The 23,548-nt window shown below is 71.0% G+C and carries 16 protein-coding genes and 2 pseudogenes; 6 read left to right on the forward strand and 12 right to left on the reverse strand.

Annotated features, from left to right (window positions below; genetic code table 11):
- Positions 1-84: 84 nt before the first annotated feature.
- The 3 genes from ABT114_RS26335 to ABT114_RS26345 all read right to left on the reverse strand — a co-directional run bounded on the left by ABT114_RS26335 (position 85) and on the right by ABT114_RS26345 (position 2,316).
- Entirely contained in the window at positions 85-495 is a 411-nt protein-coding gene (locus ABT114_RS26335) for a hypothetical protein (protein WP_351145332.1), read from the reverse strand.
- Between the two features lie 267 nt (positions 496-762).
- Positions 763-1,335: a hypothetical protein gene (locus tag ABT114_RS26340; RefSeq protein WP_351145333.1), complete on the reverse strand. Its 573-nt coding sequence runs from the start codon at positions 1,333-1,335 to the stop codon at positions 763-765.
- 18 nt (positions 1,336-1,353) lie between these two features.
- Complete coding sequence (locus ABT114_RS26345) at positions 1,354-2,316, reverse strand: NAD(P)H-dependent flavin oxidoreductase (RefSeq protein WP_351145334.1); 963 nt, start codon at positions 2,314-2,316, stop codon at positions 1,354-1,356.
- 581 nt (positions 2,317-2,897) lie between these two features.
- Between ABT114_RS26345 and ABT114_RS26350 the strand changes: the two genes are divergently transcribed.
- A complete protein-coding gene (locus tag ABT114_RS26350; protein ID WP_351145335.1) occupies positions 2,898-3,722 on the forward strand; it encodes an alpha/beta hydrolase family protein in 825 nt (274 codons plus the stop codon).
- 6 nt (positions 3,723-3,728) lie between these two features.
- Here ABT114_RS26350 and ABT114_RS26355 read toward each other — a convergent pair whose 3' ends face one another.
- Genes ABT114_RS26355 through ABT114_RS26370 form a run of 4 tightly spaced genes read right to left on the reverse strand, consistent with a single transcriptional unit; the run spans position 3,729 to position 13,735 of the window.
- A complete protein-coding gene (locus ABT114_RS26355; protein ID WP_351145336.1) occupies positions 3,729-8,204 on the reverse strand; it encodes an AAA family ATPase in 4,476 nt (1,491 codons plus the stop codon).
- The gene (locus tag ABT114_RS26360; protein ID WP_351145337.1) at positions 8,201-11,164 is read right to left on the reverse strand and encodes an SAV_2336 N-terminal domain-related protein; all 2,964 of its coding nucleotides are present in this window, start codon (positions 11,162-11,164) and stop codon (positions 8,201-8,203) included. The genes ABT114_RS26355 and ABT114_RS26360 overlap by 4 nt, the downstream gene beginning before the upstream one ends.
- Positions 11,164-12,177: an AAA family ATPase gene (locus tag ABT114_RS26365; RefSeq protein ID WP_351145338.1), complete on the reverse strand. Its 1,014-nt coding sequence runs from the start codon at positions 12,175-12,177 to the stop codon at positions 11,164-11,166. Before ABT114_RS26365 ends, ABT114_RS26360 begins: the two co-directional genes overlap by 1 nt.
- Before the next feature lie 31 nt (positions 12,178-12,208).
- Positions 12,209-13,735 (reverse strand): VMAP-C domain-containing protein, encoded by a 1,527-nt coding sequence (locus tag ABT114_RS26370; protein WP_351145339.1) that lies wholly within the window; start codon positions 13,733-13,735, stop codon positions 12,209-12,211.
- Between the two features lie 240 nt (positions 13,736-13,975).
- Here ABT114_RS26370 and ABT114_RS26375 point away from each other — a divergent pair.
- Positions 13,976-14,914, forward strand: a pseudogene (locus ABT114_RS26375) (aminoglycoside phosphotransferase family protein); the annotation flags it as partial.
- A gap of 82 nt (positions 14,915-14,996) precedes the next feature.
- On the forward strand, positions 14,997-15,620 hold the full coding sequence (locus tag ABT114_RS26380) for an ATP-binding protein (RefSeq protein ID WP_351145513.1): 624 nt from the start codon (positions 14,997-14,999) through the stop codon (positions 15,618-15,620).
- Positions 15,621-15,735: 115 nt separating this feature from the next.
- On the opposite strand, the gene gap is transcribed toward ABT114_RS26380, so the two are convergent.
- Both gap and ABT114_RS26390 read right to left on the reverse strand, forming a co-directional pair.
- Entirely contained in the window at positions 15,736-16,734 is a 999-nt protein-coding gene (gene gap / locus ABT114_RS26385) for a type I glyceraldehyde-3-phosphate dehydrogenase (protein WP_351145340.1), read from the reverse strand.
- A 101-nt stretch (positions 16,735-16,835) separates the two neighbouring features.
- A complete protein-coding gene (locus ABT114_RS26390; RefSeq protein WP_351145341.1) occupies positions 16,836-17,792 on the reverse strand; it encodes a GlxA family transcriptional regulator in 957 nt (318 codons plus the stop codon).
- A 759-nt stretch (positions 17,793-18,551) separates the two neighbouring features.
- Here ABT114_RS26390 and ABT114_RS26395 point away from each other — a divergent pair.
- Together ABT114_RS26395 and ABT114_RS26400 are read left to right on the forward strand one after the other, a co-directional pair.
- The gene (locus ABT114_RS26395) at positions 18,552-19,472 is read left to right on the forward strand and encodes an alpha/beta fold hydrolase (RefSeq protein WP_351145342.1); all 921 of its coding nucleotides are present in this window, start codon (positions 18,552-18,554) and stop codon (positions 19,470-19,472) included.
- 63 nt (positions 19,473-19,535) lie between these two features.
- Entirely contained in the window at positions 19,536-19,787 is a 252-nt protein-coding gene (locus ABT114_RS26400) for a GMC oxidoreductase (RefSeq protein WP_351145343.1), read from the forward strand.
- Here the strand turns inward: ABT114_RS26400 and ABT114_RS26405 are convergent.
- Positions 19,747-19,923 (reverse strand): annotated as a pseudogene (locus tag ABT114_RS26405) (GMC oxidoreductase); the annotation flags it as partial. The gene ABT114_RS26400 and the pseudogene ABT114_RS26405 sit on opposite strands and share 41 nt — an antisense overlap.
- A 500-nt stretch (positions 19,924-20,423) precedes the next feature.
- Here ABT114_RS26405 and ABT114_RS26410 point away from each other — a divergent pair.
- Positions 20,424-21,389: a quinone oxidoreductase family protein gene (locus ABT114_RS26410; protein ID WP_351145344.1), complete on the forward strand. Its 966-nt coding sequence runs from the start codon at positions 20,424-20,426 to the stop codon at positions 21,387-21,389.
- Between the two features lie 171 nt (positions 21,390-21,560).
- On the opposite strand, the gene ABT114_RS26415 is transcribed toward ABT114_RS26410, so the two are convergent.
- On the reverse strand, positions 21,561-22,748 hold the full coding sequence (locus tag ABT114_RS26415) for a PP2C family protein-serine/threonine phosphatase (RefSeq protein WP_502988390.1): 1,188 nt from the start codon (positions 22,746-22,748) through the stop codon (positions 21,561-21,563).
- Between the two features lie 104 nt (positions 22,749-22,852).
- Positions 22,853-23,170: a hypothetical protein gene (locus ABT114_RS26420; RefSeq protein WP_351145345.1), complete on the reverse strand. Its 318-nt coding sequence runs from the start codon at positions 23,168-23,170 to the stop codon at positions 22,853-22,855.
- Positions 23,171-23,548: the final 378 nt, after the last annotated feature.

Consider the following 23,548-nt stretch of genomic DNA (forward strand, 5'->3'; position numbering starts at 1 on the left):
ACCCATGTACGGGACCTAACCGACCATCGCTCGCATTTCACCAACTTCAACAGACACGCCGAGGCGGGACCTGGTCGGCTCGCATCATGTCTGATGCATCGCCTCGAGGATGACCAGGAGCACGGTAGCGCCGGCACTCATCCCGTGGGCGACGACAGCGGTGAGAGGGAAGTGACGCTCGGCGGCACTGCCCCCGTGGGAGTGCCGCCCGGGACTCGGCAGCCAGCGCAGCAGCATCATGAAGCCGAACGCGGCCACGATCAGTGCGACCGCGCACGCCGCCCAGGCCGAGCCTTTGACGCCGCCCACCAGATACACGCTCCAGGCGGCCAGCCCAGCGACCGCCAGCGCCACATGGCCCACCACCAGCCACAACGGCAGCCGCGTCACACCCGGCGTCCGCTGCCTCAACCCGCCGTGACGGATCCATACGGTGGCGAGGTAGCCGCCCAGGCCGGCGGTGATCAGCCATGCACAGAGCACGAACACACGCATGTGGCCCGTCCCCCTCCGTCCCGTCCCGCACGTCGTGCCCAGCACACCGCATCCGCCAGGGGGTGATCCGGACATCCGTCCAGAAATTCACTCGCAGGCGTGAAAAATGGTGCGAATCCCATGCGCGCCTGCACTTGGTGTGCCAGTGGCCTTGACCAAGATCGGCGAGCCCGGAGCCGTGGGAGTCCAACCTTGACGGAGAGCAGAACCCCGACGGCGCATGCCGTCGACGACAATGCGTCGTGCTCCTTTGCCGCCCAGCTGCGGTCAATGGCCGCCGGTGGGACGGTCGCAGCCGGGGTGATCGGGGTAACCGCCGAAAGCGTCCGCCTGGGTGACGTCGCGGCTCATCGTGCCCTCCACGCACAACGGGAAGGCGTCGATGAGGAAGCTGACCCCGGTGGGGCCGTTCTGGTACGACTGGACGTTCCCGGCGGAGTAGCCGAGACCGGTGAGCGCGTCGCGGGTACTCTCCGGGGAGAAATCGCCGCGCTTACGCAGCGGTTCGAGAGCGCCCTCGACACGCCCGACGGCCGCGAGCCCGTCGCAGCGGTGCTGGCCGTGCAGCGGGAAGGGAACCATGAAGCCGTGGTTCTCGGCGTAGTGGTCGGTGGGCGGAGCGGCCGGGCCCGAGGTGTCTGCCGTCGTCGGTGGCGTCGGCGTGGGGCTCTCGCCGGGGCAGGGGAAGTCCACCGGCGTGCTCGGCGTCGCCGCCGCGGTCCGCGAGGGACCGTCCGCACCAGCGTTGTCCCCTGGCCGATGCGTTCCGCACCCCGCCGCCAGCATGGCCAGCACCGCCATCGGCAGCATCCCGAGCCGGACCCCCGTCGTCCTGATCATCTCTGGCAAGCCTTCCGGTTATTGCCTGCCGGCTCGGGCCAGAGCTTTCTCCGCCTGCTCGGCAAGAGCGCCGACGAGATCGGCGGCGGATGGCAGGTCGTTGATGAGGTCGACGCCCTCGCCGGCCCACACCGGCAGCGGAGGGATGTCGCCTCGCGTCACGGCATCGCGGTAGTCGTGCTGGGCGCGGTGGTCGGCGGCGAGTTCGGCCTCTCGGCCCCGCCATTGGTCGAGGAAGGGATGGCCGAGGGTGCGGGCGGTGTAGCGGGACGGCCATGAGGAGCCTCGGGCGATGTCCAGCACCCGGTTGCGTTCGGTGTCCTGCCCGCGCCCTGCCAGGATCGCGTTGAGGGCCGTGGGATCGGTGAGTGCCTCGTGCGTGGCCTGGAAGCGGGTGCCGATGAGTGCCCCGACGGCGCCCAGGGCCAGGGCCGCGGCCACACCGCGCCCGTCGGCGATCCCGCCGGCCGCGAGCACGGGCACCGGTGCTGCCAGGTCCACGACGACCGGCACGAACGGCAATGTGGACCGCCCGTTCCGCGCGCCGTGCCCTCCGCTCTCCGTACCCTGCGCCACGATGACATCGGCGCCCAGGTCCACCGCCTGCCGGGCCTCGTCCAGATCGGTGACCTGAATGATCAGTGCCGCGCCCGCTGCCCGGATGCGCTCGGCGAACGGGCTCGGGTCACCGAAGGACAGCATCACGGCCCGGGGCTTGTACTCCAGCACACGGTGGACTGCGTTCACATCGATCGCCCAGGTCTGGAAGCCCACACCCCACGGCTTCCCACCACTGTCCGCGAGGAGCGGCAGTTCGCGGGCCAGCCACTCCGGGTCGCCATTGCCTGAGCCCAGCATCCCGAACCCACCGCCGCGAGAGACGGCCGCCGCCAGCGCACCGCCGGCCGATCCGCCCATCGGCGCCAGCGCAATCGGATGCCGCACCCCGAACAACTCAGTGAACGCCGTTGTCAACGCCATGAAGGACATCATCGCCCCTCACCGGCGTGCCGGGCATCAAAACAGGGCAACCGGTTGCCCGGCCCACGACGCCCAGGCAGCCGTCGGACTCATCGGCTCCTGCGCCGACGGCGACAACTTCCGTGCGTCCCCTACCAGTTCACTCATGGCTCGCGCATCGCGCGATCCGCGTGATGGGTCGTAGTGGTCCGACACCAGTACGACGGAGCTGCCGATGGACCGCGTCCAGCAGGCGAGCGAAGTGCTTCTCCCAGTCAGCGCCGGGGCCAGGCGCGTGCCTTCGGCGGCCTGAGCAGTCGCCGCGACTCGTCTTCGAAGCACAGCCAGGCGTCTTGGCCCCTCACCGCCGCTGGTCCTCCCCCAGCCATGCGCGGCCGGTCCCTTTTCGAGTTCCGCGGTCGACAAAGCCCGCCAGTGCGGTGTCATCCGTGACGGCGCGTACTTGCTCCTGCCGTCCTCCAGTACCCCGTCAAGTCGCGCCGTGGACCCGAAGCGTGCTCCCGGATTCGACCGCTGCCGCCGTCGCCCGTACCCTACGCTTCCCTCGGGGCGCGGCGTCCGTGCCGGACGGGGGCGGCAAGATGATCGTTGGAGTCCACGGCATCCGGTGCTACCGGTACCTGGCCGAGGCGGGCACCGTGGCACTGGCCGGTCGGGCGATCGCCGCCGAGTGGACGGCGGCGCTCGGGCTGCCCCACGACCCCGGGACGTTCCAGGCGGCGTACTACGCCCAACTGCTGCACCTCGGAGCGACCCAGGGCTCGGACGACCCCGAACTGCTGCCCTCAGGGGCCCAGCGGCTCCTGGTCGAGTGGGTGTCCGCCTTGGGCGCTCCGACGGAAGTCACGATGGGCACGGGCACGCTGCCCGTGCGGCAGGCAGCCAACTGGATCGCCGAGCGGTTCGGTTCCGTGGCGCGGATGTTCGTGATCCTGTTCTGCCGTGAGGCGGACACCTACGTCTCGGATCCCGACTCGCCTCGGCGTGCCGCGGTGCGGGAGGAGGTGCAGCGGGTGCTGTCCGAGCGGCGGCCCCGAGCGGTGGTCGCGCACTCGTTGGGCTCCGTCGTGGCCTACGAAGCGCTGTGGCACCGGCAGGTCGAACTCGACCTGCTGGTGACCCTGGGCTCCCCGCTCGGCATGCCTCAGGTCGTCTTCGAGCGTCTGTCGTTGGGCGCGGGCAACGAACAGTACAAGGGGTTGCGGCCGCCTGGGGTGAGGCGCTGGGTCAACATCGCGGACGTGGGCGACATCGTGGCAGTGCCGCGCGACCTGCCCAGCCGTTTCCCGGGCATCGACGCCCACTACGAGGTCTCCCTGGGGCTGGTGGCCTCACACAAGGCGACACGCTATCTGGCCCAGCCCGAAGTGGCCCGCGAACTGGGCCCGTTGCTCTCCTCCGGCTGAGGACGGTCAGTTCTGCCGGGTCTGTGTCCGGCGCAGCACCACGACCTCCCACTCGCAGCCCAGGACGAGCTGCTGGTCGCGAAGGAGCAGTGCGGGCACGGTCCCGGGGACACCGATGTTCTCGCGCAGTCGGCCCGACGCGAGGTCCCAGACACGTACGGCGCAGTCGTCGGCGGCGACCACCACCGGCGTTTCCCCGACGACGCCGCACGCCACGGCGTTGACGCCGCCCGTCACGGTCAGCGGCGAGGCCAGGGCGGTACCGTCGGCCAGATCCCAGACACGTACGGTGCCGTCCTGCCCGCCCGTGACCGCCGCCGCGGTGCCGTCGTCCAGCACCGTGCAGGCCAGTGCCGTGGCCCAACCCTGGTGGGCCTCGACCGGGGCTCGCGCGGCCAGGCCGGTCCGCAGGTCCCAGATCCGCAGGGTGCCGTCGTCGCCGCAGGAGACGGCGGTGGGCCTGTCGCCGATGTCCACGCAGGCCACGGCGTTGACTCCACCGTGATGGCCGGCGAAGGGCAGCCCGCGCTGCCGGCCGGACTCCGCGTCCCAGCACAGCAGCAGCCCGTCCGCCCCGCCCGACAGCAGGACGGGGCGGCCGTCGAGGCCGGTGGCCGCGAGGGCGTGCACGGGTCCGCTGCCGGTGGTGATGGGCTTACCGTGCGGAGTTCCGTCGGCGAGGTACCAGCGGTGGATGCGGCCGTCCGCTCCCCCGGATGCCAGGACGGGGCGGCCGTCGAGGTCGGTGGCCGCGAGGGCGTGTACGGGTCCGCTGCCGGTGGTGATGGGCGTGCCGTAGGGAGTTCCGTCGGCGAGGTGCCAGCGGTGGATGTGGCCGTCGGCTCCCGCCGAGGCGAGCAGGACACGGTCGGGAAGCTCGGTGACCGTGAGAGCGTTGACCCACGAGGTGTGTCCGACGGGCGTGCTCGTGCGCTGCCTGTTCCACGGCACGTTCCACACCCGCAGCACCGAGTCCGTCCCGGCGGACACGACTACGGGCGGGTCGGACTCCGGATGGGCGAGGGCGGTGACCGCGCCCATGTGGCCGATGAAGCGGTTGACCTCCGACAGCTCCCCGCCGTCCTCCTCGGGGTCCCAGCTGCGGATCGTGCCGTCGCTGCCGCCGCTGAGGATGCGGACGCCGTCCGTCCCGGTGACGCACGTCAACGCGTAGACCGGACCGTCGTGCGGTGTGGCCGACCGCGCCGTCAGCGCGTGGGTGCGGACGTTCCACAGCCGCACATGTCCGTCCTCTCCCGCGGTCACGACCTGCGGCGCGCCCCGGGCCGTGAGGGTGACAAGGGCGTTGACCCGGGTCGGGTGACGTATACCGGGTCCCCGTTCCTCCTCGGTGACCAGCGACCAGAAGCGGACGTTGCCTGCCTCGTCGGCGACGATGGCGAGGGCTGTCTCGTGCTCGTCCCGCGCCTGCGCGAGCGCGGTGATCCGGTCCGGACTCCAGGGCAGCCGTAACGGACTCACCGGCTCTTCGCCGTGGAGATCCCACAGCAGCAACCGGCCCGACTCGTCCGCGGTCAGCGCCGTGCGGCTGCCCACCACCTCGCCGCACGTGAGGCTTCGCACCGTCGCGGTGTGCCCGTCCAGCGGCAGACTCCTGGCGGCCAGCCCGGGCAGATCCCAGAGCGTCAGGGCGCCGCCGCTGCCCGCACCGAGCAGGACCGGCGCGCTGTCGACCTCCGTGCAGACCAGGGCGTGGATCTCTCCCACGCGGGGGTCGGCCGACGCGCGCTGCCGTCCGGTGCGGGTGCTCCACACGCGCACCTTTCCGTTCCTGCTGCCGGTGACCACGAGCGGTCCTTCGTCGGTCGTCGCCGCGGCCAGGGCGGTCACCCGGTCGTCCGGTACCTGGAGGGTGAAGGAGTGGGCCGCACTGATCCGGCTGCCGGTCGCCCAGGACGGCCGCCAGAGCATGGGAGATCCGGTGCCCGAGACGAGATCGGCGAGCCGGTCGGCGAGAGTGTGGGCCTCGTGCCGGACTGCGTCCAGCGCCAGGATGTGGCGCCGCTGCCCGGCCTCCACCCTGCGATGCAGATGAGCGCTCGTGCGATAGACGGCCGCCGCACTCCTCGCCCGCTCCGACACTGCGTGCCGCAGCTCGGGCACGAGCCAGTCGGGGTCCGCGTGCACCAGGAACTCCGGCTCGGTGCACAGCTCGTCGAACCGCCCGGCGTCCACGGCGTGTTGAGCCAGGTGGCGACGCGTGTAGCCGTCCATTGCATCCCACGCCGGAGGGTCGTCCGAACCGTCCCGCAGGGACCCCACCAACGCCTCGTACACCAAGGTCTCGGGCGCCGAGGACAGCGGCTGGTCCGCAGGGACCGGGCGTCTGCGCAGCTCGTCCGCGACGCTCTGGTGGAGCAATCGGTGCAGCATCGTGCCGTCCCGGTCGGGCACAGAGCGGAGGAACGCCCGTACGTCGTCCAGGAGTCGGCCCACCGCCGAGGCGTCGACCGGCACGGAGCCGGGCGCGACCGCCCCTGCCACGGCGGTGACCGCCGACACCGGCATCCCGTCGCCCTGTGTGAAGGCGAGGGCGGCGAGGACCGGACGCAGCAGCTGGTGGGCGTGGTCCTGGCCGAAGCTCAGATCGAGGAGGCCGGGAAGCGTCAGCGGCACTTCCGCGCCGAGTTCCCGAGCCGTCGCGGGATCCGTGAGCCGGGACCGTACGCCGTCCTGCAGTGTGTACGAGGCGTACAGCGCCGCCATGAGATAGGGGCCGGTCGCGGCACCGGCCAGCGCCCCGGCCGTGGCGGCGGCGAACCCGGCCACGGCCTCCTGGCCGTCGGCTGCCGGATCCGGCAGCGCGGCCGACAGCAGCTTGACGATGTACTCTCCGAGATCCCGCTCCAGATCCTCGGGCCGTGTCTCGTCGAGGTCGATCAGGTCGCCGGCCGTCCGCGCCGCGTCGACGAGCGGCGAGAACGGCTCCTCGTCACGAGCGCCCAGCAGGAGCCGGCACACGGGTCTGCCGTCAGGTCTGACCGCGGTGGTGAGCGGCTGCAGAAGCGTCTGTACGGCGTCACGCGCGTCTCGCATCTCGTCGAGCGCGTCGATGACGACCACCGCAGGCGGCCCCGCCGACCGGCGCAGCGCGTCGAGCAGGTGCTCCACGCTCCAGTCGGTGGGCGCCTGCGCGTTCGGTCGGGTCGGCCGCAGGTCCAGCTGCCTTGCCAGCGAGTCGACGATCTCCCGGACCGTGCGCTGCCGGGCGTGGACGGCGGCCGGCGGTGCGCTCGCCGCGACGGGCCCGCCCAGCGGCTCCCAGAGCGCTTGCGTCCGCTCCCGCAGCTGTGGATGTGCGGCGCACAGCATGACGCCGATGAGGGCCGACTTGCCCGCTCCCGGACTGCCCGTGACCACACAGACACGGGAGGCGGTGTCGTCCGCCAGCCAGTCGGCCAGGAGCGACGTCTCCGCCGCACGGCCGGTGAACAGAGCCCGACCGCCCTCGGCAGGCGACACCTCGGGAAAGCCGGAACCGCCCTGGGCGTGGCGTCGGAAGTGCGTCAGATCGGCGATCTCGTCGAGGAACGAGCCGAGCTCACTGCCCAGTTCGGCTCCGACCTCGCTGCGGACCCGGTTGAGCGGACTGGAGTCGTGGTACGGGTTGGGCAGAAAGGGCAGTTCGGGAGCGGGCGTGTCCAGGGCGATGGCGGCGACCCGTTGCGGCAGGCCGCCGCCGGCTCGGGCGAGGTGATTGACCCGCTTGCGGACCTCGTGCACGAACCAGGGGTAGTCGATGAAGCGGTGCCCGTGGTCGTACTGGAGCCGCTTCTCCGCGAGGTCGTTCAGCACCTCGGTGACCGCCTGGGTGAACCGCCCGCCGATGGCGAGTTCCGTGTCGCCCGAGGCGGCCAGCACCCAGGCGCGGTTCGAGCCGTGCGGCGTGCGCAACTGCCAGTCCTGCCGGGCGGCCTGTCCCGCGTGGCACAGGTCGAGGAGGAAGAGCACGGCCGGGCGGCCGGGGAAGTCCTCGACCGCCGCGAGCCATGCTTCCACCGAGGTCTCCGGCAGGTGGGCGCTGTCCGATCCGAGCGCGTACAGCCCGGTGGTACGAGGTACGCCGTGACTGAGCACGTGCACGATCAGTATGTCGTCGCCGGGCGACTCCGTCAGGGCCTGGCGCAGCACGGCACCCAGCGCGACGGCGGTCGGCCCGGGATCCTCCTGCGTGCCCGTGCTGGTGAGCGTGGTGCAGACGTAACCGAAGGCCTCGTGTTCGAGGGCCTTCTTCAGGCCCGCCACCCGGTCTTTGGCGAAGGGCAGGTCATCGGGACCTTCGTCCTCGAGCCCGTACTCGGGGTGGGGCGCGAACCGGGAGACGCCGATACTCAGGGCCCTGCGGCGGAGCGGGCGAACGGCCTCGTGGTCCGATGGCGCGTCGGACGGACCGCCCTGGGGCGGGGGCGGTGACCCGTCCGGCCGGGCGGGTGCGGACGGTCTCCCGGGGGTGACTGTCACGTCCCGCCCGGTTCCTGCCGCAGCCAGCCCTCGGGGCCGGTGCGCAGTACGGCCGCCTCCTCCTCGGCGCCGCACTCCTGCAGGACGTCCGCGAGCAGCGCCGCCAGCGTCTCCACGCCGTGGTGCTCGACGCCCGCGGTGGCCGCCAACCGCCGCAGGGCGAGCGTGCCGAGGGCCCGGCAGCCGGCCGTGTCGCCGCAGGCCCGCAGGTAGCGCAGCTGTCGCAGCACGAGCTCGCGGATGTCCGGATCCTTGGCGCCGAGGGCGCCCACCGGGTCCAGATGCCGGGTCAGCGCGCCGAAGCGCGACCACAGCGCGGGAACGTCCGGGACGTCGGCGCCGAAGAGCTCGACCATCCGGGCGCGTACCGCCCTGCGGGCGACGGCCGGCTCGTCCCCGGTCATCCGCGCCAGACACGCGCGCTGGACGACGGAGTGGACGAAGGTCCGGCCGCCGCCCGGCTCCCCGTCCCGCAGCAGGGCGAGCCTGCGCAGCGCGGTGAGCGCCGGATCGGCGTTCTTGCCTGCCTCCCGGTCGGACAGCAGCACCACGGGTACGGGGCCCGGGGCGAGCACGGCCAGCCGGTGCAGGACGTCCCGGGCCGACGGTTCCTCCCGTAGGACGTGGTCGAGGGAGATCCCGCACGCCTCGACGGCCGGGTCGGGCGCCGGGGATCCGGCTGAGGGGGCGTCAGCCGGCCCGAGCCGGTCGAGCCAGGCCTCGGGCGGCTCACCGGTGACCGACAGGAATGTCGCCGCCAACTCCAGGGCGAGGGGCGAGCCGTCGAGCCGTTCCACGAGTCGCGTGGCCTCCGAGGCGCCCAGCGCCGGGGCGTGCATGCGCGCCAGCGGGATGGCCTTGCGGCGCCTGGGGGCGGGCACACGATGGACCGTGAAACCTTCGGGCCAGTTCGGGTCCGCCGAGGTCACCAGGGTCGAGCGGCGGCCGGCCGGAAGGATCGGCAGCTCCTCGCCGGGTGGCGCACCGTCCAGGACGAGGAGCCAGGAGGGCTCGGTGCCCTGCTCGGTCCGCCGCGCCAGTTCGCCGGCCAGGCGGGCCAGGTCCGCGCCGCCGACGGTGGGCGATCCCGCGGACAGCCACAGTACGAAGTCGAACTCCGAGCCGTGGGTGTGCGCGTACTCCACGGCGACCGCCGTGGCCCCTCCGCCTTCCGGCGCGTACAGGACATGGGTCACGTCCTCGTCGCTCGTCAGCGCCTGGTGCAGTTCTTTCAGCAGCGTCTCCCGGTCGAACAGTTCGGCCGCCCGTGGCGGCGGCGTACCCCGCACAAGGCGGGCGCCTTCCGTCGCGTCCGTCGCCGCGACCGGGGCGGGGGCGGGGGCACGTTCCAGGCGCTGCGCGATCGTCTCGTACTTCGGGCTGATCAGGCGCAGCACCTGTGCGGACACCTCGGCGAACGGCTGGTGCTCGCGAAGGTGTGCGACGGCCGTGTCGTCTCCGTGCAGCAGTGCGGGGAAGTGGACCGGAGAGTCGTAGCGTTCGCTGAGGTACGTGGAGACAAGTTCCAGGATGCGCCGTGCGGCCTTCCGGCCGAGTCCGTCCTGCAGTGCCTCGCGCACCCCGGGGAGGAAGTCGAACACGATGTGGTCGCCTCGCGCTCCGGCGCTGTCCTCGGTCCGCACCAGAAGACCGCTGAGCTGTATCTCGGCGAGCTGGGACGGATGCGGGTCGGGCAGCATCAGACGCTGCACGATGCGCATCACCGGCAGGCTCAGCGGCACGGCGGACAGATACACGGTCAGCTTGAAGGCCTCGTCACTGGCGGAGCTCCTGAAGTCCTCCAGCAGTTCGGTCGGGGAGGGCTTCGGCGACGCCGGGCCGGCCGGGCGCACAGGCCGTGCTGACCCGTCGACCAGGGTCACCAGGGCGTCGAAGTTCGACGACTCCCCGCTGGTCAGCGACGCCCACGGGCCGAGCGAACGCGGGTCCAGCATCAGCAGCGGTACGGGCATTCCGGCCACGGGAGCATCGGGGCTGAGCCGGGACGTCGTCGCCAGCCGGGCGTTGGCGGCGCCCGGGGCGTGCGAGCGCAGCTTCACCTCGTGCAGGTTCAGCCCGCAGCGGTCCCACATCCTGCGGGGCAGCGGCTGGACGATGGCGACCGGCCCGGTGCGGCCCCAGAGCCGGAGCAACTGGTCGAGGGTGCCGTCGGACCACGGGGGGCTGATGCAGTCCGAGACCACGAGGACCACTCGCCGCCCGTTCGGATCGACGAGTTCGCCGGGGCTGCTGTAGGTGGCCGAGGGGGCGGAGGGCAGTCCCCGGCGCAGGACCACCCCGAGGGAGCGGGACTGCTCCGAGGGCAGGGTCCAGTCCTGGACCGACCGGAAGGCACCGGCCGTCTGTAACAGAGCCCGGAACTCGCTCACCGCGCGATCCCACACGGCCATCGACACGCTGTCGTCGACGACGAGCGCGACATCGAGCCAACGCGTCGGCGCGGGCCGTAGCACCGGAAACCAGAACCCGGTGTCGGCGACGCGGTCCACGGTGGCCTCCTCGTCCAACTGCAGCGCGGGCCGGAGCCCGGGGGGAGTCCGGCGTCCCAAGGGGCGCAGCGCCCTGCGCAACGCCAGGGCGCCCGGCAGGGCGGGCGTCGTCGGCAGCAGGACCGGGATCGCGTTGCCGACCGGGTCCTGCCCGCCGGGCAGCGAGAGCCTGCGCGTATCGGGCAGCACGTCGGCGGAACCCTCCGGGTACGGCCGGTGCGTCCCCGGCCGTGGTGGGTCCGCTCCCGGCGGCCGGAGCCCGGCCGCCGGGCCCGACTCCGGCTGTGACCAGCTGTCCAGCTCCTCCGGTGGGCCGATGGGCTCGGCGCCGGGGCGGCCGTCCGACGGCGGCGGGAGGTGCCCGGCCAGCCACAGGGCGTCCGCCAACTCCTCCCAGGTCGGCCGGCTTTCGGCGGGCCGCAGGAGTCTCGCGATCAGGTCGTCGGTCATCAGAACCCTGAGTCCAGACGCCTCAGTACGGTGCGCAGCACGTCATCCCCGCGCCCGGTCTCGCCGAAGCCCTCACCGGTACCTTCCTTGAGGAGCAGGTACACCGCGTTGAGCAGTTGGTCCGTGGCGAGCGCCTCGGTGGGCCTGCGCCGGACGAACTCCTCGATCAGCGCGGCGCCCCGCGTCACCGCTTCCCGTCCGAGATGCGCCTCGACGATACGGAGCAGATGGTCGAGGCCCGGCTCGGGCAGGTCGAGACGCAGACAGCGGCGCAGGAACGCCGGCGGGAACTCGCGCTCGCCGTTGCTGGTCAGCACGGTGAACGGAAAGGCCTCGGCGCGTACTCGTCCGTGGAGGATCCGTACCGTCTCGCGCGGGTCGTACGTCTGTACCCGTGCTTCCGGTTGGTCCAGGCGGGCCAGTTCGGGGATGACGAACTCGCCCTCCTCGAAGATGTTGAGCAGGTCGTTGGGCAGGTCGGGATCGCTCTTGTCGATCTCGTCGATGAGCAGCACCCGGGGGACGCGGCTCGGCAGCAGCGCCGTGCCGAGCGGGCCGAGCTGCACGTACCGCCCGATGTCCAGGGCGCGCGGGCCGTCGACGTCGCGCGACTCCACCGCCAGGTTGGCGTCCTGGAGGCGGCCCAGCGCGTCGTAGGTGTACAGACCGTCGCGCAGGGTGGATCGGCTGGTGATCGGCCAGCTCAGCACGCGGCCCAGCCGCAGTTCGAGGGCGACGTGGTACGCGAGTGAGGATTTACCCGAGCCGGGCGGGCCGGTGACCAGCAGCGGGCGCCGCAGATAGAGGGCGGCGTTCACGACGTCCACGATCTCGGGCGTGACCTGGTACACGGCTCCGCGCCGCCAGGTGTCTGTGGCCGTGTGGTCGTACGGCGCCTCGGCCATCGACGGGTCGCGCCAGGGCGGAGGCGCCGGCAGCAGCTCGATGCCGTTGTGCGGCACTCCCGAGCCCCGGTAGACGTGCCATGCGTGAGAACCGGATGTCGTCGTCACTTTTCGTCGCCTCTCCTTCGTTCTTGTGGCCTCACAGAGGCGCCCGGAACGTATCCGCCCGCACCGGGGAGTGCTCCGGGTCGTCCCACAGCAGGGCGACATGGGCGAACGGACGGTACGCGTCGTCTCGCGCCTCGGATCGCCTGCGCAGGTCCAGGAGGGTGTGCGGAAGTATGGTGAGCTCCGCCGCGTCGGCCAGTCTGGGAGCGAGCTGCTCCCGGACGAACCAGGAGGTCTCCGGGTCCCCTCTGCGGTCCCACAGCATGATGGGAACGCCGGACTCCACAGCGCGTTCCAGATACTGCGGGAGGGAAGCGCCCTGCTCCTCCCGGGCAGACGTGCCGCCCGCCAGGACGGTGAGGGCCGATTCCAGCCGGCGCTCGAGGTCGTAAGAGCCGACGGACGCGTCCCGCGCGTCGAGCAGCAGGGACGACGAACGATCGATGTGTCCGGACCACAGCCGCCGCCACTTCTGCTCCCACAACCCGCGTCGGTACGGGTCCATCTGACGACCCAGATCGCGTACGACGACGGGACACAGACACCCCAGCGGCCGCTCGGGACCGTCCGGGTCCGTCCGCACGAGCCACTGGTCCACGGGCAGGTTCATCAGTTCACGCGGCAGCATGAACTCGACGCGGTTCGGCCCGGCACGGTCGTACTCGTACGCCGTGGACAGGAAGTCCGTGACGCGGGCGGAGATCTGGTCGACGCGCTGCGGCTCGTCGTCGTGGACGAGGGGGATCCACTGCCGGTCCCCGTGGCCGAGCCACACCGACAGCAGGTACTCCGGCCGGGCCGGCAGAAAGAGCTGCAGACGCAGGACCAGGGTCACGGTCTCCCGCTGTCGCGCCCGGTCGGGGGCGGCGGGGTCGTCCAGTCGGTCGGCGGGGATCCCCAGGCGGTCGGCGACCGCGAGTGCCCACTCCCGCAGGCGCCGACGGTCCTGCGGGGCGGAACGGTCGGCAAGGGTGAGGACGAAGCGGACGAGCGGGGGGACGTTCCCCCGCGGCCGGATGAGGTCCTCCAAAAGCTCCAGGGCGTGCGGCAGGTCCTGCGGCCGCTCCGGCACCAGCGCCGCCACCCGGGCGTAGGCGCTGCGCCAGCCGTCGTCCTCCCTGGAGCGCAGCATCCGCAGCAGCGCGCTTCGCTCCTCCCCGGTGAGCACGGACGGGAAGGCGAGCCGGGGTGCCAGCTCCTGGAAGCGGACCGTGTCGGCGCTGTCCCCGTGGAAGTCGCGCAGCAGGTCCACCAGGGCGGGCATCACGTCAGGGCGCCACGCGCACTGGCGGATCAGGGAGCGTGCCTGCTGAACGGGGTGGGCTCCGGTGATCTCGATCTGCTCACCGGTCTCCGCGGCGAGTTCCTCCAGGAGTACCTGGCGCGTCTGTTCGTCCCGGAAGCCGTCGAGGCGCAGCAGGATCCGGGTCAGTTCGTCCAGGACGGCATCCGGGCCGTTCAAGCGGGCGCCACGGTCGAGCCGGCTGACGACATCGCGCCTCCAGGAGGGTCCGCCTGCGGTGGAGTGGGGGCCGGGGATGGCCAAGTGCAGGGTCATGATACGGAGTTGACGGCGCCCGCACCTGCAACTTCGCATGACTGACGTCCGCGCGGTGCGGGGTCGGCCGAGCGTCGTGCGAGGCCTGCGCTACCAGGCCCTTCATGCTGTTCTCCTTCGTGACTCGGCATCTCGAAGATCACCCCGCACCCGCTCGATTCTGCTGGCCGAGGACGCCGGGATGGGTCATGGGTACCGGCTCAACGGCACTGGAACTGTGGCTGCGCGTAAGGTGCCCGGATGATGGTGGTACCAGACGTGTTCGCGCAGAGCACCCTCGAGCGTGAAGGAGGGCCCGGAGCGGCATGGCTCGCCGGCCTGCCCGGGATCGTGGACGAGTTGCTGGAGCGTTGGGAGTGCGTGCCGGACGGGGAGGTCCTGTACGGGGGTGTCGGAATCGTCGTCCCGGTGCTGCGGCGGGCCGAGGGGGCGGCTGTGCTGAAGGTGTCTTTCCCGCATCCGGGCAACATCCATGAGCCGGACGCATTCGCCGCGTGGGGCGGGCGCGGAGCTGTACGGCTGCATGAGCGCGACGACCCGCGTTTCGCGATGCTGCTCGAGCGGGTCCACACGGCGACCCTGGCGGAGGTCGAGGACGGCGATGAGGTGGTGACGGTCGCCGCGCACATCAGTCGCCGACTCGCCATCCCCGCGCCGCCCGGCCTGCCCCGGCTGCGAGAACAGGCCGACGCTTGGGAGGAGCAACTGCGCAAAGATGCTCAGGAGCTGACGCACACACTGTCGCGTTACGTGGTGGACGCCGCTGTTGCGACCGTTCGCGAGCTGGGCCGTGTCCAGCCGGACATCCTCATCCACGGCGACCTGCATGCCAGAAACATCCTGCGCGCCGACCGTGAGCCATGGCTGGCCGTCGACCCCAAGGGGTACGCGGGAGACCCCGCTTACGACTGCGGAACACTCCTCAAATCGCGCGCGCTGACGCTCCTCGAAACGAACGACCTGCGCAAGGCTGCCCACCGCACCCTTGACATCTTCGCCGAAGCCGCACAACTGGACCGTGAGCGCGTCCAGCGGTGGTCCCAACTCCACGCCGTCCAGGCGGCGTTCTGGGGTCGCCGGCACGGCTTCCGCAGGGCCCGCAGCGGACCACAGCTGGACTGGCTCACCGCATTCGCCGACAGTCTGGCGGAGTTGCTCACGCGACGCACTCGCCGTACTCCTGCTGATGGGAGGGACGCCGCCCGACGAGCTGGTGGACGCCGCCCGACGCGAATCGCTCAAGACCCTGCGGCTGTCGGGGATGCTGGAGACCCTGGATGCCCGCCGCGAGACCGTCGCCTTCGAACGCCGCCCGCGCAAGGCGAAGTTCCCACAGCAGGCCGTCCTGGAAGGCTTCGACTTCCACGCCTCGCCGAAGCTGCCCGCGGCCCAGATCCGCGACCTGGCCGCCCTGCGCCGACTCCGCGCCTGCAAGTCCGTGATCCTGTTCGGGCCGGTCGACGTCGGAAAGACACGCGTCGCCCGGGCCCTCGGACACCTCGTCATCCGCCGGCGCGGTCGGGGGTTTCGTTCAGATCATCAGTCGCGGTCACAGGGGCGTGTCAGTGCTGCGGTCCAGGGTCACGACATGACCGACACAGACCTTCCCGTATTCGATGCGTCGTGGGACCGCTTCGCGTCCTGGCTGTCCGTGCACATCGCTAGGCGGTTTCGTTTGGATCATCGGGCGAACCAGCGGAAGATACCGGCGATGTGGAGTCCGGCCAGATACATGGTCGCGGTCTTCTGCACCGCTCGACGGTGTTGCACTGCTCATATGCCTCACGGTCGAAGGCCGGTGGCCTGCCCCGCCGCGGCCGATGACGTGGTCGTCCGGTTCGCCTGCCGGGGCCCCTTTCTGCGGGCCCCGGCCGCATGCTGGTGAGCACGCACGATCATGGAGTCCACCGACACGGCCCAGCGCAGGTCCACGTGCGGAGCGCGTCTCGACCATTCGGTACTGACGCGCTCCTGGCCCGCGGCGGCCGGGCATACTCCCGTCAGCGGGTGGCGAGGAGCTCGAGCGTGTCGATCACTCGGTTCGAGAAGCCCCACTCGTTGTCGTACCAGGCGACCACCTTCACGTGCCGGCCGTCGACCCGGGTGAGGGCCGAGTCGAAGATGGACGAGGCCGGATTGCCCGTGATGTCGGAGGACACGAGGGGGAAGTCCGAGTACTCGAGGATGCCGGCGAGCGGCCCCTCCGCCGCGGCGCGGTACGCCGCCAGCACGTCGTCGCGCGTCACGTCACGGGCGACGGTCGTGTTGAGCTCGACGATCGAGCCCACCGGAACCGGCACACGGATCGAGTCGCCCGACAGCTTGCCGTCCAGGTTCGGCAGCACGAGGCCGATCGCCTTGGCGGCGCCCGTCGTGGTCGGCACGATGTTGACGGCGGCAGCTCGGGCGCGACGGGCGTCGCGGTGCGGACCGTCCTGCAGGTTCTGCTCCTGCGTGTAGGCGTGCACCGTCGTCATGAAGCCGTGCTCGATCCCGGCAAGGTCGTCGAGCACCGCGGCCAGCGGTGCAAGCGCGTTGGTCGTGCACGAGGCGTTCGAGACGATCGTGTGCACCGCCGGGTCGTACGTGTCGCTGTTGACCCCGAACGCCAGCGTGACATCAGCGCCGTCCGACGGCGCGCTGACGAGCACCTTCTTCGCACCCGCGTCGAGGTGGGCGCCGGCTGCCTTGGCCGACGTGAAGCGGCCGGTCGCTTCGAGGACGATGTCGACACCGAGTTCGGCCCACGGCAGCTGCGCCGGCTCACGCTCGGCGAGCACCCTGATACGACGGCCGTCGACGACGAGGGCGTCCCCGTCGACGGTCACCGGGCGACCGAGCCGGCCGGCCGTCGTGTCGTAGGCGAGCAGCCGCGCGAGGATGGCGGGCTCCGTGAGGTCGTTGACGGCGACGACCTCGAGACTGCTGTCGCGTTCGAGCAGCGCGCGCAGCACGTTGCGTCCGATGCGGCCGAATCCGTTGATGGCGATGCGAGTCATAAGTGCTGTCCCTTCGGTTCGCCACCAGGCTCGCTCGCGGCACCCGCCGGTGACAGTGGCGGGATCGCCACGGTTCAAAAGGATCGCGCCAGATGGCAGGTCTACTCGCCTTGAGCGAAGGTGCGCCGGTACTCGCTCGGCGTGGTGCCGAGGATGCGTTGGAAGTGCAGCCGCAGATTCGCACCGGTGCCGAGACCGACATCGGCGGCGATCTGCTCGACGCTGCGCTGCGAACGCTCGAGCAGCTCGCGGGCCATGTCGATGCGGGCTCGCATGACCCACTGCATCGGCGTGTACCCGGTCTCCTCTACGAAGCGCCGCGAGAACGTGCGCGGCGAGACCGCTGCCTGCCGCGCCAGTATCTCGAGGGTGAGGGGCTCGTCGAGCCGGTGCAGCGCCCACTCGCGGGTGTCGGCGAACCGCTCACCCAGCGGCTCGGGCACGCTGCGCGGCACATACTGCGCCTGCCCGCCGCTGCGGTAGGGGGCCGCGACCAGTCGCCGGGCCGCATGGTTCGACGCGGCCACCCCGAGGTCGCCACGCAGAATGTGCAGGCACAGGTCGATGCCCGAGGCGGCGCCGGCCGACGTCAGCACGCTGCCCTCGTCGACGAACAGAACATTCTCGTCGACCTGAACGAGCGGATGCTTCGCCACCAGCGCCCGCGCGTAATGCCAGTGCGTCGTGGCACGCTTGCCGTCGAGCAGGCCCGTCGCGGCGAGCGCGAAAGCGCCCGTCGAAATGGCGGCGAGCCGCGCGCCCCGGTCGTGGGCAGCGATCAGCGCGTCGACGACGGCCCGCGGCGGATCGTCACGGTCCGGGAACCGATAGCCGGGAATGAAGACGATGTCGGCCCACGCAAGCGCGTCGAGGCCATGGGCGACGTGGTACGAAAGGCCGTCGCCACCGGTCACGAGACCAGGTGCCGCGCCGCACAGCCGCACCTCGTACGGCATGCTCGCGCGCGTCGTGAACACCTGCGCGGGGATTCCGACATCGAGCGGCTTCGCACCCTCGAGCACAAGAACGGCGACGCGACGCAGGCGGGAGGCTGACACGGAGACAGGGTACGCAGGGATGCGGGCTGCGGTTTCGACAGGCGGGCTGCGCCGACTGCGCAGCCACCGGATGGCGCCGAGGTGCCAAGGGGGACGCCTCGGGCACTTACTCCGAGGAAGCGCGGCGGATCTCGATCGTGCGCCTGAGCCGCGCGGGCGTCAAGGTCGCCGATGTGCTGGGCATGGCCGCCGAGTTGCAGGCGGAGGCCACCGGCGACACGGCAGCTGAGGAAACGGAGTCCTCACATGTCGATGTCCACTGGCCGGCACGCCGGCCGCCCAGCCGCCCACGAACCCGATAGCCGCCCCTCGGCCCGCAGGCACGGCGTCGGATTCTGGATGATCGCCTCGGCGTTCCTCGTCAGCATGGTGTTCGGCGCTGTCCCGACGCCGGAGCCGGCGATGGCGCTGGAGGCACCGCGGCGCGAGCCGGCGTGGCCGTGGGACGGCGGGCGAGCGCGTCGGCGGTGGCGCAGTGGCACGGTTTCCACGACGGAAATCCGGTCGACGCAATGCTCTGCGCACACGGCTGGACGGTCATCGAATACACGCAGCTCACACCACACCACGTAGGTTCCGCACACCTGTTGCCTCCGGAATTCACTCTCCTGGCCCCCTTATGTACCCCGGTCGGAGTGCCTGACCGTGCCTCCCGCTACTCATGGCTGAAGACTCGGGGCCAAAGATCCCGCGGAAAGCGAGAACGGTATGGCAGCATTTCCGGTCCACTCACGGCGCCGAATACGTCGCACACATGTCATGGCGGCCGGGTGCGCCACGGCCCTGTGCACGGCCCTGGCAGCCCCCGTCGCCGCGGACGACGGCACGAGCACGACCAAACCCACCATCGTGCTGGTGCACGGGGCGTTCGCCGATGCCTCCAGCTGGAATGGGGTCGTCGAACGGCTCGAACGCCGCGGTTACACCGTCATCGCCCCCGCCAACCCGCTGCGCGGGCTGTACAACGACTCCGCTTACATCGCCTCCGTGCTGGAGAGCATCAAGGGCCCGATCGTGCTGGCGGGTCACTCCTACGGGGGCGCCCTGATCAGCTCGGCCGCCGAGGGCAACCGGCAGGTGAAGTCACTGGTGTACATATCCGCACTGATGCCCGACGTGGGCGAGAGCGGAATGTCCCTGGGCGCCAGGTTCCCCAGCGAACTCGGCACCGCCACGAAGTCCGTTCCGTACCGAGCCGGCGGCGTCAGCGGGACAGACCTGTACCTCAAGCCCGACAAGCTCCATCAGGTCTTCGCCGCCGACCTGCCGGAGAGCACCACGAGGATCATGGCGGTCACCCAACGACCCGCGGCAACGACCGCGTTCTCGGAAAAGGCAAAGGTGGCCGCCTGGAAGCACATCCCGTCGTGGTTCCTCGTCGCGAAGCAGGACAAGACCATCAACCCCGACCAGGAACGCTTCGAGGCCAAGCGCGCGGGCTCACACACGGTGGAGATCAACTCCTCCCACGTGGCCATGATCGCCCACCCTGGAGCGGTCACCGACCTCATCCTCCAAGCCGCCACGGCGGGCGATTCGACCCGGCCTGCGCTGGCCGGCACCGGATCCACGCATGACACCGGGACCGAGACCGCCCTCACCGGCCTCGCCGCCGCCTCGTTGATCGCGGGCGCAGGAGCTGTCCTCCTGAGCCGCCGCCTGAGCCGCCCCGCGCCCTGACGGCGCTCCGGAACGGCGTTCTGTCCTGACATCGGGCAGGGTTACACGATCATGGTCGCTCTCATGGCGCCGTTCAGCCACGGCGCAGTACGCCGCGCGAGCGCCGCACCCGGTGCGCACCCGCGGATCGACCCCCGGTACTGCACCGACGACCGGGATCTCGGCGCCATGGCCCAGGGCCTGCGCGTGGCCCGTGACGTGGAAAACGCCCCCGCACGGGCCACTTGGCGCGGACAAGAAGTCCTGCCTGGGCCGGACCTTTGGCGGAGACAACGGACGGCAGGACAGACGCGTCGGCCACGCATAGGCCACTGACACCGTGGACGCGCAGGTCGGAGCCGCCCACGGCCGTTTCATCCATACCGATCCGGCATGTACCGGCGTAGTGGCTAGGACACCGACGCCACGGTCTACGCGATCGCCGAACGAGCGGCAGAACTCGTACGTACACGCTCGTGACGCAACAACACAGGTCCGAAGCTCGAAGTGTCAGTCATTACCGTCGTTCCAGCTGCGCCAAGGCGGCACCCGGGCCGACCGTCTCCGACACGGCCTACCCGCACCGCGACGCCACCTTCGTCATCGACATCGGCACCCACTGGGCCCCCACCACCCCGCCCGAGGTCGTCCGTCCGCGTTCCGGCGCTCAGAGCCCACCTGTCCGACCCCGGACGCCAGCGGTGCTCGAAGCCCTCGGCGCCTGCTGGATCGTATGCTGCACCTCACCCCAAGAACGCCAGGACAATGGGACGCTCGCCCGGCTGCTCCGCCAGAGGCGGAGCAGAGTTCCTGGTTGCGCCACGGCGGCACAACACTCTGACCATGGACTCTTTACTTGCATACGCGGGTATTCAGCGGTTGTCGATGCAATTTCGGTCGCCTCGCTTGTCGGATTACATCGGACCGTCCGGCCCTCAGCCGCCACCCGGGCGCTTTTGCCCGGGGCTCCGCATGGAACAGGAGTCCGTCATGCTCGCCGCCCGTCTGCACCACTGGAACACCACGCCGACCCTCGAAGAGGTGACACCCCCGGCCCCGGCGTCCGCCGACGAAGTGACGGTCGCTGTCGAAGCCGCCGCCGTCACCCACCTGGACCTGACGCTCACGTCCGGCACGTTCGCCTACCGGCCCGAACTGCCATTCACCCCGGGTACAGCGGGTATCGGCACGGTCGTCTCCGGGGACACCGCGCTGCTGGGCCGCCGGGTCCTGGTCCGTGGCGCCGGTATCGGGCTAGAGCGCCCCGGCACCTGGGCGGAGCAGGTGACCGCCCCGCGGGCGGCGGTGCGGACCATCCCCGACCACGCCGACGCCGCACTCGCCGCCACCTGCTACTCCCCCATGACCACGGGTTGGGCCGCCGTCGACACCGTCGGCCACATCGTGAAAGGTGAGCGCGTCCTGGTCACGGGGGCATCGGGAGCGGTCGGATCCCTCGCCGTCCAGCTCGCCGCTCAGGCCGGCGCCCACGTCCTCGCCCTCGTACGCGACGAAGCGAAAGCCGCGGCAGTGCCCGCGGCCGCGCACGAAATTCTGATCGGCCAAGGACCCGACACGCTGGCCAGGGCCGCCGACAGCGGAGGCATCGACATCCTCCTCGACACCGTCGGCGGAGACACACTCCCCACTTTCCTCACCGCCATGCGCCCCGGCGGGCGAGCCGTCCTGATCGGCTACGTCGCCGGCAAGACCCTCAGCATCGACCTGCCGTCCCTGCTCGCCCGGGACGTCACCCTGCTTCCGATGAACATGGTCCGCCGCCACGTACCCGACGAGGTCTTCCATGGCCTCCTGAACGACCTGACCGACCGGCGCCTGATCCTGAACACCACCACCTACCCCTTCGACCATCTCCCTGCCGCAGTCGAAGCCCGCCACCAGGGCACCGTGGCAGGCACCCTCGCCGTCACCATGTGAACCCAGCGCACCGGCGGCCCCGGGTACTGACCCCATGCTGACCAGTACGGAGTGTTCCGAGCAGCGGGCAGAGTCACCGTTGGCAGCCGTACGGCACGAGGTTCTCCGCCCGCTGTCGCCGACACGAACGACGAAACGGCACGTAGCCGAGCGTGACCGTCCAGGGTCTCACTACCGGCCGGTTGCGGAGTTGTGCCCGAACCCGCCCGCGTGGATGAGCCGCCCGTGGTGGCGGCCTCGATGATCATCGGGCTCGCGGCGCAGGACGATGAGAGCCGCATCGTCTTCAAGGTGTCCGCCGGTGTGGGCGAAGAGATCTCGCTGGATGTGATGCAGCAGCGATTCGGGTCCTGCGTCGCTCCACCGGGCGGCCCGTGTCTCAAGAGGGTAGAAGCCGCCGTCGGCGTCGCGGGCTTCGATGACGCCATCGGTATAGAGCAGGAGGGTGTCGCCGGGCTCGAACGGAATCACATCGATGGTGTATCCCTCGGGCCCCGTCCCGCCGATCCCCAGCGGTGGCGCGGGGTGCAGGCTGGGGACGGTGAGGGCGTCGCCGGGGCTCAGCAGCAGCGGCGGGGGGTGCCCGCAGCTGACTATCCGGGCGGTGTGGTCCCCGTCGGGGACTTCCAGCAGCAAAGCGGTGGCGAAGCGTTCGCCGACCTCATCGGCCGGCTCGAAGTCCGCCAGGTAGCGGGTCGCACTCTGCTCCAGGGCAGCGGACAGCGCGGGCAGAGTGGTGTGTCGGTGTGCGGCCTCCCGGAAGGCTCCCAGCAGGAGCGCGGCCTCACCGATGGCCGACAGGCCTTTACCCCGCACATCGCCGATCATCACCCGCACACCGCCGACGATGCGGGTGGCCGCATACAGGTCGCCGCCTATCTGCGCCTCGTCCTCGGCAGCCAGGTACAGACAGGCGATCCGCAAACGGCCCATCCGCTCCGGCAACGGCCACAACAGGCCGTGCTGGGCCGCCTGCGCGACCGCCCGCACCTGGTCCAGCTGACGCGCGCGTCGCTCGCGTACCACGCAGAAGAACACGATCAGGGCCGACAGCACCGCCAGCGCGAGGATCTGCACCAGCACGTTACGTTGGAACAACACGCCGAAGTGCCAGCCGATGTACGCCTGGGCCGCCACAGCCATGAGCCCGATCAGCCCCGTCAGCCGGGGACCGGCGAACGAGGCCGTGAACGCGGGGGCGGTGACCAGCAGTGGACCGAGGTGGATGTCGGCCGGGACCAACTGGTCCACCACCGTGATCACCACGATGAGCACGATCGGGATCAACAGCAGCGTATGGCTCGACTGCCACAGACGCCGCGCATCAGCCACGCCGTGCCGGACCTCCACGTCCTCCACACTGCCACCATCGCAGTCAGCTGACGAACGCGTCCCGAGCGCGGCAGACAGGCCCCGGCCTGTCTGCCGCACAGACGGTTACCGCGTGCCGGTGAGGTCCCCCATCACCTCGTACAGCTGCGCGAGGTCAGCGGGCCGGAGGGGAGCGGGTGGGCGGCTTCGGCACGCAGGCCGTCAAGCATGAAGCCGACACCGCAGCGCCATACGCCGGGCGCGGCGTCCTTGGAGGCACGGGCCGGCAGGGCGTTGGTACCGAAGATGAACAGCAGGTCCTCGCCGGTGAAGTCCGGGCGCAAGGCACCGGCCTGATGGGCGCGCTCGATGATGCGTGCGACGTCGTCGTGGGAGCGTTCGCAGAGGGTCATCAGGCGTTCGGCGCCCAGTCGGCCGACACCTTCCTCTCCACCCTGCGCACCGCCCACACGGACTCCGCACCGCAGGTCCGCTGAAGTCGCCGGCCGTACCGCGCAGTACGGCGGTCGGCCGACCGGGCCAGGACACGGACGAAGCCGCACGGACGGATCGCCGTACACCAGTCGTCCGCGCCGCCGACGCTGCCGACGCACACGCCCACGCCCCCCAGCCCGCCGACAGTGGGCGGACTGGAGGGGCGCGGCCGTGTGCCGCATGAGCCCGGTATCCGTCGTGAACGCCGACGGCTCTGGCGGCCGAGCCGTCCCGGATGCGCATGGCCAGGGGTCAGGCGCGCAAGGAGTGCACCATGTCGCCGCGGTAGACCGTGCCCCCAGGTCCACTTCGACTTCCCGGCCGCGCAGCGACCAAGAGTGTACGTTCGTCCG

It is taken from the genome of Streptomyces sp. NPDC002088 (genome assembly GCF_040296605.1).
GTDB lineage: Bacteria > Actinomycetota > Actinomycetes > Streptomycetales > Streptomycetaceae > Streptomyces.